This window comes from Oceaniglobus sp. K40-3 (assembly GCF_055808395.1).
This window is the reverse complement of the sequence record NZ_CM147868.1, coordinates 1,916,011-1,933,295: the sequence shown is the minus strand read 5'-3', so window position 1 is coordinate 1,933,295 and position 17,285 is coordinate 1,916,011. Positions and strand designations below refer to the sequence as shown.

General features: G+C 57.9%; 12 protein-coding genes and 1 pseudogene. 4 read left to right on the top strand and 9 right to left on the bottom strand.

The annotated features are described in order from the left end of the window. The first annotated feature begins 45 nt into the window (after positions 1-45). From AC0L7P_RS09975 to AC0L7P_RS09960, 4 genes are all read left to right on the top strand, one after another. Positions 46-948, top strand: a complete 903-nt coding sequence (locus tag AC0L7P_RS09975; RefSeq protein ID WP_473432680.1) for a sensor histidine kinase — start codon at positions 46-48, stop codon at positions 946-948. A gap of 26 nt (positions 949-974) precedes the next feature. Next, a complete protein-coding gene (locus tag AC0L7P_RS09970; protein ID WP_473432679.1) occupies positions 975-1,934 on the top strand; it encodes a response regulator in 960 nt (319 codons plus the stop codon). 301 nt (positions 1,935-2,235) lie between these two features. Next, positions 2,236-2,766: a response regulator transcription factor gene (locus AC0L7P_RS09965; protein WP_473432678.1), complete on the top strand. Its 531-nt coding sequence runs from the start codon at positions 2,236-2,238 to the stop codon at positions 2,764-2,766. Positions 2,767-2,909: 143 nt separating this feature from the next. Further along, the gene (locus AC0L7P_RS09960) at positions 2,910-3,929 is read left to right on the top strand and encodes a glycosyltransferase family protein (RefSeq protein WP_473432677.1); all 1,020 of its coding nucleotides are present in this window, start codon (positions 2,910-2,912) and stop codon (positions 3,927-3,929) included. Positions 3,930-4,155: 226 nt separating this feature from the next. Here AC0L7P_RS09960 and AC0L7P_RS09955 read toward each other — a convergent pair whose 3' ends face one another. From AC0L7P_RS09955 to AC0L7P_RS09915, 9 genes and pseudogenes are all read right to left on the bottom strand, one after another. Next, positions 4,156-5,256 carry a BamA/TamA family outer membrane protein gene (locus tag AC0L7P_RS09955; RefSeq protein ID WP_473432676.1) on the bottom strand — a complete coding sequence of 367 codons (1,101 nt, stop codon included), beginning with the start codon at positions 5,254-5,256 and terminating at the stop codon, positions 4,156-4,158. A gap of 280 nt (positions 5,257-5,536) precedes the next feature. Then, on the bottom strand, positions 5,537-5,818 hold the full coding sequence (locus tag AC0L7P_RS09950; protein ID WP_473432675.1) for a beta-barrel domain-containing protein: 282 nt from the start codon (positions 5,816-5,818) through the stop codon (positions 5,537-5,539). Positions 5,819-5,994: 176 nt separating this feature from the next. Next, positions 5,995-6,477 (bottom strand): annotated as a pseudogene (locus tag AC0L7P_RS09945) (hemolysin D); the annotation flags it as partial. Positions 6,478-6,704: 227 nt separating this feature from the next. Beyond that, positions 6,705-8,057, bottom strand: coding sequence for an ATP-binding cassette domain-containing protein (locus AC0L7P_RS09940; RefSeq protein ID WP_473432674.1), 1,353 nt, complete (start codon positions 8,055-8,057; stop codon positions 6,705-6,707). Between the two features lie 818 nt (positions 8,058-8,875). Then, entirely contained in the window at positions 8,876-10,156 is a 1,281-nt protein-coding gene (locus AC0L7P_RS09935; protein WP_473432673.1) for a TolC family protein, read from the bottom strand. Next, a complete protein-coding gene (locus tag AC0L7P_RS09930; RefSeq protein WP_473432672.1) occupies positions 10,153-11,001 on the bottom strand; it encodes a hypothetical protein in 849 nt (282 codons plus the stop codon). The genes AC0L7P_RS09935 and AC0L7P_RS09930 overlap by 4 nt, the downstream gene beginning before the upstream one ends. 288 nt (positions 11,002-11,289) lie before the next feature. Further along, complete coding sequence (locus AC0L7P_RS09925; RefSeq protein WP_473432671.1) at positions 11,290-11,616, bottom strand: hypothetical protein; 327 nt, start codon at positions 11,614-11,616, stop codon at positions 11,290-11,292. Next, entirely contained in the window at positions 11,613-16,163 is a 4,551-nt protein-coding gene (locus AC0L7P_RS09920; protein ID WP_473432670.1) for a beta strand repeat-containing protein, read from the bottom strand. Before AC0L7P_RS09920 ends, AC0L7P_RS09925 begins: the two co-directional genes overlap by 4 nt. Before the next feature lie 43 nt (positions 16,164-16,206). After that, positions 16,207-16,824 (bottom strand): hypothetical protein, encoded by a 618-nt coding sequence (locus AC0L7P_RS09915; protein WP_473432669.1) that lies wholly within the window; start codon positions 16,822-16,824, stop codon positions 16,207-16,209. Positions 16,825-17,285: the final 461 nt, after the last annotated feature.

Sequence of the window (17,285 nt, the reverse complement as noted above, 5' to 3'; positions counted from 1 at the left end):
GAAGATGCAGCGTCGGTACGGCCGGTTCTACAGGCCATTGCACGGATGATCGCCACCGACCGGCGCGCCGTGGTATTATCCACCGAAACGGCGGATATTCTGTTGGCCAACACGCCTGCCAATCGGCTCGGACTTACCGCCGAACGGCTGCGCGCTTTGCTTGACTGGCCATCGACTTGTGTGCGCGCACAACGTGCAGGCAGTGCGATGGTCTCGCTTGATGTCGAAAATATGTCGCTTGAAGGAGAGCTTGTCCATCTGCCATTGGGCCGCTCGGCGGGATATCTTTTACGGCTCTCGGAAACGGATCAAGAGGCAACCTGGCTGCGCAATCGTGCCCGCGCATCAACGCTCATGCGGGTAGCCCACGATCTGAGGACGCCAATTCAGTCCTTGCTTGCCAACGCCGAGGCCTTGCTTGATCCCGACCGACGCGAAGACGTGGACATGGGCCAACTGCGCCGTGCGGCCGATCTGGCGCTCGACCACGTCAGCAACGTTCTCGCGGTGATTCGCGGCGAACAGGCGGTTGGTGGGTTGCAACCGGACGAGACATTTTCGCTGGCAGACGAACTCGGCGGGTTACTTGAGATAATGAGTCCGATTGCCCGTGCCCGCGGCGCGGCCCTGCGGCCTGCAATCCTGTCGGACAAGGCCAGCCAGGTGACCGGCCCGGTTCGTTTCGTTCGCGCTCTGTTTCAGAACATGATTGATAATTCGGTAAAATACGGCGGGCCGGTTATCGACATCAGTCTAACCACTTCGCCTTTGCCACTGTCGCTCGACGCCCAAAACGGCGCGGCACAGCAGTTGGGCATCGTTCTTGAAGTGCGCGATCTGGGCGGCGGCCTGCCAGAATCGCAGAAGCAACGGCTGCGCTTGGCGCTTGGTCAGGCCGGGGGCGCCACAGGACGATCGCCCGAAAAAGGACGGCCCGCCGGGGGTTGAACGTCTTGGCTCATGCCCTGCTTCAGTTGGGTGGGCGGCTTGAGGTACTGGACCGCGGCGAAAATGGCGACGCGGTCATTGAGCCGGGCGAACCAGTCATCGGAACCATATTACGCGCCACCTTCAGCCTTGGTCTGGCAAAATCTGCAACCTTTGCAGAAGCCCCCGCCACCGGGGCCAAGGAAACCGCAGTCAGGGCCTTGCTGGAAGGGCAGTCGATTCTATTGATCGAAGACAGTCCCTCAAGCCGGGACTGGCTGACACACGTGCTTCGCGGCGCCGGGGCGCGGGTTCAACCCGCGAAAAGTGGCGCAGAGGCGCTTGCGCTGCTTGCCCGTGCCGCCCCTGAAGAAATGCCCGAACTGATCGTGACAGATGTTACGCTGCCGAACATGAGTGGGATCGAATTGGCACGCCGGATCTGCGAGGCCGGGCAATCCGGCAAGCTTGCATGGCATGGGCGGATCGTCGGACTGACCGCCCATGTAGACGCAAGAATTCAACAAGCCTGTCTTGAGGCCGGTATGTTACGGATTCTGGAAAAGCCGATCCGCCCAGCAAAGCTTTGCGAGATCCTTCACGAGGTTCTTTCGACACAACCCATCGCGGAACCACCTGCCGCTATCGCATCTTCACGCGCAGAAAACCTTGCCCAGTTAAGTTCATTGTTGGAAAAAACAGTGATTGCAGATCTGATGTCCGAACTTGGCCAGGAAGGCGCCGGGAGCTTCCTGACCCGTGCGTTGGCTGAGGCGGAAGGCGCCGCCCAAACCCTGCGACAGACGGGCATCGTTGACGACACATGGCGCATGCTACATGCAGCAACCGGTGCCTGCGGACTTACCGGTCTATCACACCTGGAGAAATGCCTGCGCCAACTGGAAATCGCGATTGAAAAGGATAAAGCCCGTCTTCCCGCATTGCTTGACCTTACCGATCAGGCTGTCATGGACAGCGCCAAGGCAATCCGGACACTTCTGGCATGATACTCCGCAACACCTCTTCACCCTGGACGCTTGTTATCCGTCGTTGGCATAACAAAGATACAAGTCCACTGGTGAACAAGAGGTGTATTATAAACCAAGGTAACATGCGCATGTCGGCCCCCCAAACCCGGACTGTGTCGGCAACATGAATCAGGGGCGAGTAATAACACTTCATATGGCGGAAACAAACAAATGACGACCAAGGCTGCTGCATCGATAAGGATTCTTATCGCTGACGACCACGCGATGGTTCTTGAGATGTTCGCGCATTTCATTTCGAGATCTTACAGACGTAAGCGCAATGACCGCGCCCGACCTCTCGGAGGCTCTCGCGTTGATCGAGAGCGACGGGCCGTTTGATTTGGTTCTTGTCGACCTGAACATGCCAGGAATGAACGGCGTCGAGGGATTGGGCAAGGCCATCGCCCAGAACGGCGGCAAACCCGTTGCGCTGCTGACCAGCCATCCGTCGCCGCAAGTGGTTTCGGAAGTTTTGCAGTCGGGTGGCTGCGGTATCGTTCTGAAAACCACATCGCTGCGCAACTTTGCGAATGAGATCCGCTTCATGGCCGCCGGGGGGCGCTATATCCCTGTTGAACTGATTGAAAAGCAACGTGTCACCACCAGCGAACCGCGAAAGGTGCCACTGTCGGACCGCGAAGCCGACGTGCTGAGTCATCTTGCCGAAGGCAAATCAAATCGCCAGATTGGCGACGCGCTCGGTTTGGCCGAGCCAACAATCAAGATGCATGTCAAATCTATTTGCACGAAACTCGAAGCAAGCAATCGGACACAGGCGGTAATTGTCGCCCGTGATTTGAACCTGATCTGACGGTCCAGTCGTTCTGGTTCTGCTTTCCACCAAAGTCTATTTGTGCCCTGCCGCCATATCCTATACTTAAGAACGTATCCTTCGATCAAGGGCCGTGTGTGCGGGATTGGCGAGGAACAGAATAGGGTAAGGTAAGGGACGAAATGCAAAAACCTGTAATTGTCTTCGCGGGAGCCGTATATCCGGGGCAGTTCGGTCGTTTGTGCGACTACCTGCGGGAAACCGGGCTGGCCGACAGCTATTTCCTTACAACGCCAGGTCATCAAGAACGCAATGCCCATCGCGGCAAGCATATACTTGGCTTCAAACCTGACGGCGCCGTGATCGGACCTCAGAGTTATTATTATTCTGCCAAGGTAGAGCGGTCGGGACGAATTGGGCGCGGGTTACTCAAGGCATTGCAGGCCTTCGAAAAGCAGAAAAAGATTGATGTTGTCGTAAGCCACTCACTCTGGGGCGCTCCACATTTTCTGTATGACGAGATTGATGCCGCAATTGTCAGCTATATCGAGTTCCCAAGCTATTTCGCCCATGGCTGGGACCCCGCTTATCCACCGGATCAGGCCCAACGTATGGCCGACAAGAACACAGAAATGTTGAACCTGCACCAGGCCGTCCGTAGCGATCTGGTGATCTGTCCAAGCCACCACGCCAAACAGATGTTCCCGAAAGCGCTGCGATCAAATATCGAAGTGCAACTGGAAGGTTTCGAGTTCGAAGCTGATAGTGAACACCCCGCTGAAAGTGGCGGATCACGCCCTTTCACCATCGGATTCTCGGCGCGTGACCTCTCCAGCTCCAAGGGTTTCGAAACCTATGTTAGATTGGTCGACAAGTTGGTCGAGAGAGGCGTCGAGGCAGAGTTCATCGCACTCGGAGGTGCTGACGGAACAACCTACGGTTATGAACAGCAATGGGTCAAACGCAAATATGACGGTGCCGTCGAGACCTTTCGCGACCACCTGTTGAAGGTCTACCCAAGAACAGCGGACGTCATCCAATTTCCGGGCAAACTTCCCTACGAGCTATTTGCCGAGAAAATTGCCGGGATTGATCTCTTTCTCTACCCGCTGAAGTTCGGCGTGGCAAACTGGGGGCTGGTAGAGATTCTGGGCGTGGGGGCTGTGTTCTGGCGCCCGACCGCGGATATGCATCCGAGCTGATCCAGCATGACATCAACGGTATGCTGCTGCCCGATGACGATAACGCCTGGCTTGATGCAATCATTGCCCTCAAGGATGACCCCGCTCGCCGCCTCCGTTATAGCACGAAAGCGAAGTTCCTGGCACGGCTGCAATACAGCTTACCCTCCGTCGCACCGCGTTACATGCGGTTATTCCGACAGGCCGTGGAAAACCGCGTAAGACGGATGTCCGGCAAGGAAACATATTAAAAGCTTGCGCTGAAGCCCAAGCCAAAGACCTGGACTTCATCGCCCGGCTCCTTGCGCAGAGGTTCGGCAACATAAAGCGAAACCGGTGTATCCGCGACATCAAAGGTCAGCGAAAGACCGACACTGCTGCGGTTCTGCCAACTATCCTCAATCTGCCCGTTCAACGTGTTGTCCAACCCCCAGGCGCCGCCCGTTTCAAGGAAAAGACCGCCGCGCAAGTAAGTTCCCAGCACTTGGCCAAAATCGCGCTGCAATTCTAGATAGGTAACAACATACTGGTTCCCACCCAGTGCGTCGTCTCCATCACGCGGACCGATTCCACGGGGTGCAAAACCGCGAAACGTATCGGCACCGGGGAAAAACCTGTCGATGCTCCGGGTATTATTGCCCGACAGTCCCGTGACCATACCCGCACGAATGCCTGATCGAAGGCGCAGATCAGATGTCAGCGGCAACTGCGCCTGCAAATCAAGGCGCGTATCCGACAACGTATCCGAGCCGCCCAGATTCCAAAAAAACTGATCAAAAGTAATCGAATACCCGGCTCGCGCCCAATCAGCCCGCTCTCCGTCCAACTCAGAGCTGCTGTTAAAGTTCAGAGAAAACCGCAGATAGGGTGCCGTAATTTGACTCCCCAGCGCCTCTTGCTGCACTAGTCTGCCAGCGTTAGCGTCAAGGTTCCGCATACTGTAATCGCGCAGACCAAGCCCGGCTTCGAGACGCAGCTGGTCATCCGGTGTCCAGGCGATATATGGCTCGAGCCTCAAACTGCGCTCGGAATAGCTCAGATCGTCATAATCAGTCTCGCGACCAATCAGGTCCAACCCCAGATCAACATCATCACCAAACACATCTGTGCGATAGAGGTTCGCGTCGAAACTCTTGACCTCAGTGTTAAAAAGAAGGTGCAGCGCCCCATAGGTAGAAGGAAAAAGGTTGTAGCGTTCAAATGAAAGTTCGGCAGTCAGGCCGTCTTGCGCAACGTATGCGATTGTCCCTTCAACCCGACCGGGGCGCATTTCTATCTCGGTCACCTCAATAATCAGCGTTTCACCTTCAGGGTAAAGCCGCACGGTTTCAAAGACATCGGTCGACATCAGGCAATCTTGGATCGCTTGCAACTCTACTGCGGAATAATCGACATCGTTCCTGGCACCGCAAGTCAATCGAATGTCGTCTTCTGGTATGAACTCGGCCCCCCTCACCTCGACAGACCTGAATTCGCGGGCATACCCAGGGTCTGATCCAGCCAGTAAGGCGCTGCACAGTAAAACACCCGTTCCAGCGCGCACGGCAAATCTCGGTATGCAACCATACTTTATTGGCGACATAGGTATTCCTTTTCAATTCTGCCGGTTAGCACGGAAATGGATACGATCAGCGCAAACGCGCGTTAAGCAACGGGCGCGTCAGATAGCTCAGCACTGAACGCTTACCGCTCTCGATATCTACCTGAGCGACCATGCCGGGACGGATCGGGTATTGCTCGCCGAAACGCTCAAGGTAATTCAGATCGGTGCCCACCATCACCCGATAGAAATCCTGCGGTCCGGTACGGGTTTCTTCTTCGACCGTATCTTCAGATATCTGCAAGACGGTACCTTCCAGATCGCCATAGATCGAAAAATCATAGGCTGTGATCTTGACGCTGGTTGGCATGCCAGGCGCAACAAAGGCAACATCACGCGGCAAGACTTTGGTTTCGATAATAAGCTTGTCGTCAATTGGGGTGATTTCCATGATCGCTTCGCCCGGTTGGACCACCCCCCCAAGGTCGTGATCGAAATATTATTTACCCGCCCTTCAACTGGCGAACGTATATTTGTGCGCTGAAGCTCATCCTGTTTCTGAACCAGTTCCTGCTGAAGCGTGCCGAGTTTTGCCCGACGCTGCGCAAGATCCTTATAGGCGTCTTGCACATAGGCATTGCGGGTTTCACCAATTTTACCCTCCAGTTCCGCCTTCTTCTGCTCAAGCTGCAGCAGGTCTATGCGACTAACCGAGCCACGTTCGGCCAGCGGTTTGGTGATGTTAATCTGTTCCTGGATCGTGTCACGTTCACTTTCCAGCGCACCTAGAGATGCCTCGAGCTTGGTGCGACGCGCCCTGAACAGCCGCAGTTCGCCACGCTCTGTTTCTGAAGGCGTCGCGCCGAAATCCAACTTGGGATATTCCAGCACCTCGGCCTCAAGCCGGGCCAACTCCGCGACAAGGGTTTCGATTTGCGATTCTGCCGCATTGAAAGCAGATTGCGTGCGCGTAGGATCAAGTTTGGCGAGAACTTGGTTCTTCTGCACAATGTCGCCTTCGTGCACCATCAGCGCTGAAAGGATGCCCCCCTCAAGACTCTGAATGGTCTGCATACGTTGGGCGGGCACAACCCGCCCGTCGCCGCGAGTGACTTCGTTCACCTGCGCAACAGCGGCCCAAACGATAGCGGCGATCAGAGCAAGAACCACTGTCTGGATCGTCAGGCGCGCCCTGGCCAAGGTCTGACGGCGATAGCTGCCGTCGACGTGACTCGGGTCAAAAATATCAGCATTGCTCATGTCACGGCCTTGACCTGAGGTTTCGACGCGACATTGGCCCGTGCGGCATTAAGAATTTTAAGAAGATCGCCATCGCGAGCAATTTTTCCATCCTTAAGCACCAGCGTGCGCTCTGTCAGGCTCAGCAATTCCCGCTTGTGAGTCGAAATAATGGTGGTTCGATCCTCTAGCCAGGTCTTCAGATGCGCAATAACCTTGCTTTCCGTGATATGGTCGAAAGCAGCAGTCGGCTCATCCAGCAGAACGATCTTGGGGTCTTGCAACAGGATACGGGCAAGACCAATGGACTGACGTTGCCCACCCGAAACATTGCCATTGCCCTGAATTTGCAGATCCAAACCGCGCACATGGCGGCGCACGAAGCTGCCGAGGCCCACATGATCCAGTGCTTCCAAGAGTTCGTCGTCCGAATGCAGGCTGTGATCAAGTAACAGATTGTCGCGCAGCGACCCCTGGAACAGCGCAACCGATTGCGGAAGATAGCCGATCTGGCGGCGGCGATCTAACGGGTCGATCTGACCAAGGGCCAGATCATCCACCAGGACACTCCCGCTTGCAGGATCGGTAAGACCGGCCAATAGGCGCAGCAATGTTGATTTGCCCGCGCCGTTTCCACCGAGCAGCGCAATACGTTCGCCCGGGGCAATGTTCAACTCGCGGATGTTGACCACTGGCGGCGCCTTCGGGTCATGATGGTACACCATATCTTCAATGTGATATTTGCCCTCAAGAGACGAAGCGCGGACAAAATGGCGATCAGCGGGACGCTCAACAGGGAGGTCCATGATCTTGTCCAGCCCATCCATCGCGGCACGGACTTGCTGCCAACGTGCCAAAAGCCCCGCAACCTGGCCCATCGGCGACATTGCCCGACTGGTCAGAATGGTACATGCAATCAAGCTACCCACCGTCAGGTCGCCCGCACTGATAAGGTAGACCCCCGCGATGATCACCCCTGCGTATGCAAATTTCTGTACGCTGCTGACGATCTGGCCCATGACATTGGTCAGGTTGCGGGTCTGCACGGCTGTGTTGGCCATAGTGGCCGAAAGTTGCGCATGGGCGCGTTGCAAGCGACTTTCAGCGCGTGCAGCCTTTACCGTTTCAAGGTTAGAGATTGTTTCTAGGAGAAGCCCATTGAGCGCCGCAGATTCACGAACATTTTCGCGTGAGGCGCGGGCCAGACGCTTCTGCATCAACAGACCTGGCAGGATGGTCATAATCACACCAATAACAGCAACCGCCGCAACCACGCCACCAATCGACCAGATTACAGTAATAAAAATCAGGACAAAGGGAATGTCGCAGAGCGCTGTTACCGTGCCCGACGTGAAAAACTCGCGGACCATGGCAAAATCCCGCACCTGATCTCGCGAATACCCCGGTTGACGTTGGCTGATTCGCCAAACGCATATTTACCACTTTATCAAAAAGCTGTGCTGAAAGCTTCAAGTCCAGATCGCGCCCTGAAATGTCAATCAGCGAGGCCCGCATCACCCGCAGCAGCACCTCAAGCAGGATAGCGAGTCCGACACCGCTAGCCAGAATCCACAAGGTATCGAAGGCGTTGCTGGGCACCACACGATCATACACCTGCATCGAGAAAAGCGCTGTCGCAACGGCAAGGATATTCGCCGCAAAGGACGCCATTATCACATCGCGGTAGATCCACCAGTTTTTCAGGACCGGCCCGAGAATCCAATGGCTGCCATTTGGATTTGGCTCGTCAAGGCGGTCGGAAACAATGTCGACAGGCTTTGAAACCAGAATGCGCCCGTCGCATTGCCTTTCAAGTTCATCACGGCTCCACTTAGCACGACCACCACCGCTTTCAGGTAGAATGACCGTGGCATAGACCTTGTTAAACTTTTCCACTATCAGCGTGCGTCCATCCTTCAGGAACAGCATCACTGGCAAACTGTGGGAGGGAAATGACGAAAGAGGATCCCGGCAGACCCGACAACTCATATTTATGCGGCGCAAGGCCATGGGCGCCAACTCGATCGGCATCGTCTCGCCGGGCTTAATTGGCAATCCATTGGTCAGCCGCATCGCCGAGGTCGCAATGCCCTGTGCCCGGCAAAGCTCAACGAGGCCAACTACGATTGGGTCGGAATGGACCTGGTCATGCATTCGGCGGCTTCCTTCGTAATCTACCCGGCAAAGCTCATTGCGTTCTGGCGAATGGGAGGATCAGCGTCCCAAGGACGCCTAGATCATGTGCGGCGATGTATTCGGTTCGTTTTCGTTCGTCATATGTATCGACCTGGTCGATCTGCGCGTCATAGAGATCGCGACCGGTGGTAAGTACGTCAATCAGTTCGCGTTTACCGGCTGTGAACTGCTCTTCGTAGTTATCCAGCACGCGGCGCGCCTGCACCAACTGGGCCTCGCGCGATGCCTCGTTTGCACGCAGAGTTTGCAAATGCTGCAATGCAGTCAGCGCAATATTACTCAGTTGTCGCTCAACAGCGCGCATCGAAGATTGCGCGGCTTTCAAATCCTGTTTAGCAACCTGAATTCCACGACCGCCGAAACTGCCCGCGTTCAGATCTACACCAGCAGAAAGGCCAATCGCCGTACGGCTGCGACCGCCATTCAAATCTTTACGCCCCTGGGCCTGAAGCTTGATGGTCGGCAAACGCGAGGCGCGGGCAGTATCCACCTTGGCTGCGGCCTCATCAGCCATCGAACGGGCCGAAATGTAGTCTGGGGCAATGCGCACAGCTGCAAGAATCTTGTTTTTATTGGAATAATGTTCGGAAAAGCCAATTTCTGGCGTCCGTTGGACACCTGATACAGACTTTCCAACAAGGAATTCGACCTGCATCAACGTCATGTCACGATCCGATTGCAGGCGCGACAGCTGGTCCCGGGCACGGGCAATCTCAAGACGCGCGCGCGCCACTTCGCCATTGTCGCCCAGACCAGCCCGACTACGAGCCTCTGACTGCTCGGCCAATCGGCCAGCATATGTCATATAATTTTGCGTCAGGCGAATTTTGCGTTTCGCAATCTCAACGTCAAGAAATGCTTCGGCAACTTGTAATGTCAATCCTTCGACCGCCATCTTCAGTTCCGAAATAGACTGCACGCGTCCTTGCGAGGCAACTTGAATCTTGCTGCGGATCAGGCCCCAGTCATAAAGAACCTGCGAGACGGTCAATGTAATTCCGGGTCCGTTGGAATCGGTTGTGCTGCTATCAGCCGAAACGCTGAGGCTGGGATAATAAGCGTCACGTTCTTCCTGAACGCCAATTGTCCGGCTGGCGACCTGCTGTCGCAGGGCAGTAATATTGGGATCAAGTTCCGTGGCCAATCGCACCGCATCAGGCAGTGACATCTGCGCTACCACCGGAGATGCAGCCGCAAGGCAGAACGATACCGCCAGCGAGAAAGCAAAACCCGTCAACCGTGTCCTGACAAGGGCTGGCGTGGTACGGTTCATACTTCAACCTCGGTCATGAATTCCGCCATCAAAGCTCCCCCTGGGGCCATCTCAATATGACCGACATCTTCCCACCCGCCGATCAGGCCCCCAAACATGTCCTCTTCGGGTGGCAAGGGCGCGTCTTCCACAGTCCCTTGCAAAGCTTCTTCGCCTCCCGTCCCTGCTGCCACGGTATCACTGCCAAACAAGGATTCGATTTCGCCAGCCAAACTCATTTCGTCGGCGTCCGTGCCAACCAGCTTGTCAATCTCCTGTGCCAGTTCGCTTTGGTCGACCGCAGCGCCTGAAGGTGTTTGTATCTCGGCTTGGGCAGCATTTGTGGACATGTCATCGTCCGCCAGCAAACCAGTACCGCCGAAGCCAGAGGCCAGCCCCAAGCCCCCCAACAACACTGGCGTTGACCAATCGGACCCTTCCACCTCTCCAGCCCCGGCGTCAGGTCCCTCATGCACGGCGGTCGCAGGCGCTTCTGGCCCACCAACCCCGGACGGCAGAGACTCCGGATTCAGAAACGCCTCACCGGCGCCATCGGCAGAGCTTTCGATGTCCAAGGGGTCGGGTTCAGGCGCTACGAGGCCCGTAATCGCCTGGGACCCATCAACAGTGTTCAAACTGCTAAAGTCGCCCTCAGGGCTGATGACGAAAAAATCCTGCAAATTCAATTGCTGACCATCCGCAAACTGCACCTGAAGATCAGGACCAATCTTGGCGTAATTCACAACCTGCGGGGCACTCGACGCCAGGGTTATGTCGGTTGCCGCATCGAGAATGTACCGAGAGCCAACTTGCCGAACAGGAGCGTTGTCGTCTGCCAAATTGTGAGTGAAGAATTCGATGGCCATATGCGCATCTCCCAATGGTACCTTCCGCACTCGCTCCAAAGATATTCAATCAATCGAGAACCCCACAAGAAGCGAAATTCACTAAAGATTGCGAACTCTGTTACCGAGAGTTGTGCGTTTTCCGTTCGTTAGAGTCTAACTACCCCTCTAAACCCTACGTTTCAATTGTATAATCTGGTTTTTCCTCGCCTTCCGAGGGCATCACGCATCCGTGACATAATTTTCTCAGATAAATGGAGCCACTGGACATGATAACTTCACCTGCCCGAAGCCTGTTCAGTTCAGTGTTCAATCAGGCTGATCCTCCGTGCCCGGCGTAAAGAGACCGCTGAGAAGCGAACTTCCGGTGTCCGAAACTTCATCGAACAACGTACCCAGAGCGCCCTCGACAGCAACATCGTCCACCAGATTATAATCATTATCCGGTGCAGTCTCATCGTTGCCCGTGCCTTCCGGATCAAGAAGCATGCCAAGCGTACTTACCGAACCGCTAAGAATATCACCTTCTGCACTGGTGCTGAGAATATGGTTGAGCAAGTCGTCAACCTCGGCATCCGGCATCTGGTTGGTGTCGTCGGCGCCAATCACTCCCTCGTCAACCAGCGTACCGCTCAAAAGGTCTCCCCGTCGAGACCGGCAAAAAGATCATCTGCATCGTCGTGCACCGGCAATTCAACGTCGACGCCAAAGGTATCGGTGTCACCAAGCAGTCCGTCAAAGACCGGACTGCCGCTGTCAGTTGCGAGGAATGCTTCAAGATAGCCATCGTCGCTTTCCAACGATGGCTCGCCGGGCATCTCATCCCCAGAAGAATCAATGCCTTCCTGGCCCGCAGGTGCGGCTTCTCCAAGCATCTCGGAGGACAGATCCGCGGAACCACTCGCGACAAGATTAGCTTCTGCGACAACATCGGGGGCGGCAACTTCATTACCATGACGGCCCCCAAACTGACCGGCAAGTCCCAGCAAGCCATCCTCGCCCGTAACCGTGTCGAGAACGCCGTCCACGAGACCGTCATCGCCCAGAACACCGCCAAGCAGACCATCCTCGCCGACGAGGGCGTCTGACGCGCCATTCTCCTCGGTCACTGCATCGACAGGTGCTTCATCAGGCACATCGGCCGCGTCGTCACCGCCGAGAAGTCCACCCAGAACGCCGCCCAGCAGACCGTCTTCGCCGGTGACCGCATCCAGCAAGCCATCCTCGCCCGTAACCGTGTCAAGAACGCCGTCCACGAGACCGTCATCGCCCAGAACGCCGCCAAGCAGACCATCCTCGCCGACGAGGGCGTCTGACGCGCCATTCTCCTCGGTCACTGCATCGACAGGTGCTTCATCAGGCACATCGGCCGCGTCGTCACCGCCGAGAAGTCCACCCAGAACACCGCCAAGCAGACCATCCTCGCCGACGAGGGCGTCTGACGCGCCGTTCTCCTCGGTCACTGCATCGACAGGTGCTTCATCAGGCACATCGGCCGCGTCGTCACCGCCGAGAAGTCCACCCAGAACACCGCCAAGCAGACCATCCTCGCCGACGAGGGCGTCTGACGCGCCATTCTCCTCGGTCACTGCATCGACAGGTGCTTCATCAGGCACATCGGCCGCGTCGTCACCGCCGAGAAGTCCACCCAGAACGCCGCCCAGCAGACCATCCTCGCCGGTGACCGCATCCAGCAAGCCATCCTCGCCCGTAACCGTGTCAAGAACGCCGTCCACGAGACCGTCATCGCCCAGAACACCGCCAAGCAGACCATCCTCGCCGACGAGGGCGTCTGACGCGCCGTTCTCCTCGGTCACTGCATCGACAGGTGCTTCATCAGGCACATCGGCCGCGTCGTCACCGCCGAGAAGTCCACCCAGAACGCCGCCCAGCAGACCGTCTTCGCCGGTGACCGCATCCAGCAAGCCATCCTCGCCCGTAACCGTGTCAAGAACGCCGTCCACGAGACCGTCATCGCCCAGAACACCGCCAAGCAGACCATCCTCGCCGACGAGGGCGTCTGACGCGCCATTCTCCTCGGTCACTGCATCGACAGGTGCTTCATCAGGCACATCGGCCGCGTCGTCACCGCCGAGAAGTCCACCCAGAACGCCGCCCAGCAGACCGTCTTCGCCGGTGACCGCATCCAGCAAGCCATCCTCGCCCGTAACCGTGTCAAGAACGCCGTCCACGAGACCGTCATCGCCCAGAACACCGCCAAGCAGACCATCCTCGCCGACGAGGGCGTCTGACGCGCCATTCTCCTCGGTCACTGCATCGACAGGTGCTTCATCAGGCACATCGGCCGCGTCGTCACCGCCGAGAAGTCCACCCAGAACGCCGCCCAGCAGACCATCCTCGCCGGTGACCGCATCCAGCAAGCCATCCTCGCCCGTAACCGTGTCAAGAACGCCTTCCACGAGACCGTCATCGCCCAGAACACCGCCAAGCAGACCATCCTCGCCGACGAGGGCGTCTGACGCGCCATTCTCCTCGGTCACTGCATCGACAGGTGCTTCATCAGGCACATCGGCCGCGTCGTCACCGCCGAGAAGTCCACCCAGAACGCCGCCCAGCAGACCGTCTTCGCCGGTGACCGCATCCAGCAAGCCATCCTCGCCCGTAACCGTGTCAAGAACGCCGTCCACGAGACCGTCATCGCCCAGAACACCGCCAAGCAGACCATCCTCGCCGACGAGGGCGTCTGACGCGCCATTCTCCTCGGTCACTGCATCGACAGGTGCTTCATCAGGCACATCGGCCGCGTCGTCACCGCCGAGAAGTCCACCCAGAACGCCGCCCAGCAGACCGTCTTCGCCGGTGACCGCATCCAGCAAGCCATCCTCGCCCGTAACCGTGTCAAGAACGCCGTCCACGAGACCGTCATCGCCCAGAACGCCGCCAAGCAGACCATCCTCGCCGACGAGGGCGTCTGACGCGCCATTCTCCTCGGTCACTGCATCGACAGGTGCTTCATCAGGCACATCGGCCGCGTCGTCACCGCCGAGAAGTCCACCCAGAACGCCGCCCAGCAGACCGTCTTCGCCGGTGACCGCATCCAGCAAGCCATCCTCGCCCGTAACCGTGTCAAGAACGCCGTCCACGAGACCGTCATCGCCCAGAACACCGCCAAGCAGACCATCCTCGCCGACGAGGGCGTCTGACGCGCCATTCTCCTCGGTCACTGCATCGACAGGTGCTTCATCAGGCACATCGGCCGCGTCGTCACCGCCGAGAAGTCCACCCAGAACGCCGCCCAGCAGACCATCCTCGCCGGTGACCGCATCCAGCAAGCCATCCTCGCCCGTAACCGTGTCAAGAACGCCGTCCACGAGACCGTCATCGCCCAGAACACCGCCAAGCAGACCATCCTCGCCGACGAGGGCGTCTGACGCGCCATTCTCCTCGGTCACTGCATCGACAGGTGCTTCATCAGGCACATCGGCCGCGTCGTCACCGCCGAGAAGTCCACCCAGAACGCCGCCCAGCAGACCATCCTCGCCGGTGACCGCATCCAGCAAGCCATCCTCGCCCGTAACCGTGTCAAGAACGCCGTCCACGAGACCGTCATCGCCCAGAACACCGCCAAGCAGACCATCCTCGCCGACGAGGGCGTCTGACGCGCCATTCTCCTCGGTCACTGCATCGACAGGTGCTTCATCAGGCACATCGGCCGCGTCGTCACCGCCGAGAAGTCCACCCAGAACGCCGCCCAGCAGACCATCCTCGCCGGTGACCGCATCCAGCAAGCCATCCTCGCCCGTAACCGTGTCAAGAACGCCTTCCACGAGACCGTCATCGCCCAGAACACCGCCAAGCAGACCATCCTCGCCGACGAGGGCGTCTGACGCGCCATTCTCCTCGGTCACTGCATCGACAGGTGCTTCATCAGGCACATCGGCCGCGTCGTCACCGCCGAGAAGTCCACCCAGAACGCCGCCCAGCAGACCGTCTTCGCCGGTGACCGCATCCAGCAAGCCATCCTCGCCCGTAACCGTGTCAAGAACGCCGTCCACGAGACCGTCATCGCCCAGAACACCGTCCAGCAGACCGTCTTCGCCGGTGACCGCATCCAGCAAGCCATCCTCGCCCGTAACCGTGTCGAGAACGCCGTCCACGAGACCGTCATCGCCCAGAACACCGTCCAGCAGACCGTCTTCGCCGGTGACCGCATCCAGCAAGCCATCCTCGCCCGTAACCGTGTCAAGAACGCCGTCCACGAGACCGTCATCGCCCAGAACACCGCCAAGCAGACCATCCTCGCCGGTGACCGCATCCAGCAAGCCATCCTCGCCCGTAACCGTGTCGAGAACGCCGTCCACGAGACCGTCATCGCCCAGAACGCCGTCCAGCAGACCGTCTTCGCCGGTGACCGCATCCAGCAAGCCATCCTCGCCCGTAACCGTGTCGAGAACGCCGTCCACGAGACCGTCATCGCCCAGAACGCCGTCCAGCAGACCGTCTTCGCCGGTGACCGCATCCAGCAAGCCATCCTCGCCCGTAACCGTGTCGAGAACGCCGTCCACGAGACCGTCATCGCCCAGAACACCGTCCAGCAGACCGTCTTCGCCGGTGACCGCATCCAGCAAGCCATCCTCGCCCGTAACCGTGTCGAGAACGCCGTCCACGAGACCGTCATCGCCCAGAACGCCGTCCAGCAGACCGTCTTCGCCGGTGACCGCATCCAGCAAGCCATCCTCGCCCGTAACCGTGTCGAGAACGCCGTCCACGAGACCGTCATCGCCCAGAACGCCGTCCAGCAGACCGTCTTCGCCGGTGACCGCATCCAACAAGCCATCCTCGCCGGTGACCGCATCCAGCAAGCCATCCTCGCCCGTAACCGTGTCGAGAACGCCGTCCACGAGACCGTCATCGCCCAGAACACCGTCCAGCAGACCGTCTTCGCCGGTGACCGCATCCAACAAGCCATCCTCGCCCGTAACCGTGTCAAGAACGCCGTCCACGAGACCGTCATCGCCCAGAACACCGCCAAGCAGACCATCCTCGCCGGTGACCGCATCCAGCAAGCCATCCTCGCCCGTAACCGTGTCAAGAACGCCGTCCACGAGACCGTCATCGCCCAGAACACCGTCCAGCAGACCGTCTTCGCCGGTGACCGCATCCAGCAAGCCATCCTCGCCCGTAACCGTGTCGAGAACGCCGTCGTCACTCTGCCCTGTCACCTTCACCGATAGCAGGTCTCCACCACCGTCAGGTCCGGGAATTTCAACCGGATCGTCTTGCAATAGTTCGACGACTGTCGTGCCTGTCGACAGTGTAGGCGCAACCATGACCGTCGGGGTTATCGAGGTAATAACTGGGGCGCGAGCCTATGTCGACCGGTGTCAAATCTTTCGGTTCATTGTCCGAACCGGACGGGAACAGGCCCTCGTCCGCCATAAGCAGCAAATCGACATCACCACCATCCGATTCCGGTGATGGCGACGCCGAAACCTCAGCCTCCGCTATAAAATCAGTGACTGGAATGGATGCGGTCAGATCCGTTTCATGTTCGCCTCCCGTCGCTTTGAAAGCGGAATCCGCCGCAGGGGATGCTCGGTCTGAGTTCGCCCCCTCCTGCGGATTCAGGCGGGCCTGGACTGACACCTTATTGTCCGCGGTCTGCGAGGAAGACACGAGTGACGCCTGACCTTCGGCCGTCGCCTTCTGCGCAGCAAGTCCCATTCCAATGGCACCCGCGACAATCGAAACGCTTGCCTGCCCGAACTCCGACCGCGCGGAAGACAAGTCTTCCCTCTCGCGCAAGACGAAAGAAGGCACAGTCGCAGAATCGGCATTAATCCGATGTGTCAGCGCGCCGCGTTTGTCCTTGCCATTGGCCAATGGAGGCTCTCCCTTGATCTTCCGTTGACAGCGCTGCAAATAGTCAATGTCATTTCAGCTCCATGAAAAATGGTCAGCACCTAGAACGTGTGTACACATCAATACATTGGGCGGAACATCGGATTCGTCACCGTCACATCCATTAGTATGTAGCCAGCCCCCGGTTGGCAAGTGCAATTCGCAACAATCGGAGCGTCCCCACCAAGTCGACGCACATGAGCCACATTCACGTCCAGACAGATCACCCCAGAATGGCCGACGAAGACGATCAGGTCGCTTCGTGCTAACTTTGGTATGGTGCAGATTGCGCTACACAAAGAACCTCGCCAGAATTTTCAATCATGAAACCAGCATGATAGCCGGTTAACATGAACAGTTGGACACCAACGACCTACAAGACCAGGAATTGGCCTGGCTACAAACGCCCCCTGAGAGCAAGCACCCAGCCTGACGGCTCTGCC

Coding starts and splice junctions, on each gene's coding strand:
- AC0L7P_RS09975 (WP_473432680.1), top strand. CDS start 46: ATGATCGCCACCGACCGGCGCGCCGTGGTATTATCCACCGAAACGGCG.
- AC0L7P_RS09965 (WP_473432678.1), top strand. CDS start 2,236: ATGACCGCGCCCGACCTCTCGGAGGCTCTCGCGTTGATCGAGAGCGAC.
- AC0L7P_RS09960 (WP_473432677.1), top strand. CDS start 2,910: ATGCAAAAACCTGTAATTGTCTTCGCGGGAGCCGTATATCCGGGGCAG.
- AC0L7P_RS09955 (WP_473432676.1), bottom strand. CDS start 5,256: ATGTCGACCGATGTCTTTGAAACCGTGCGGCTTTACCCTGAAGGTGAA.
- AC0L7P_RS09950 (WP_473432675.1), bottom strand. CDS start 5,818: ATGCCAACCAGCGTCAAGATCACAGCCTATGATTTTTCGATCTATGGC.
- AC0L7P_RS09940 (WP_473432674.1), bottom strand. CDS start 8,057: ATGGTCCGCGAGTTTTTCACGTCGGGCACGGTAACAGCGCTCTGCGAC.
- AC0L7P_RS09935 (WP_473432673.1), bottom strand. CDS start 10,156: ATGAACCGTACCACGCCAGCCCTTGTCAGGACACGGTTGACGGGTTTT.
- AC0L7P_RS09930 (WP_473432672.1), bottom strand. CDS start 11,001: ATGGCCATCGAATTCTTCACTCACAATTTGGCAGACGACAACGCTCCT.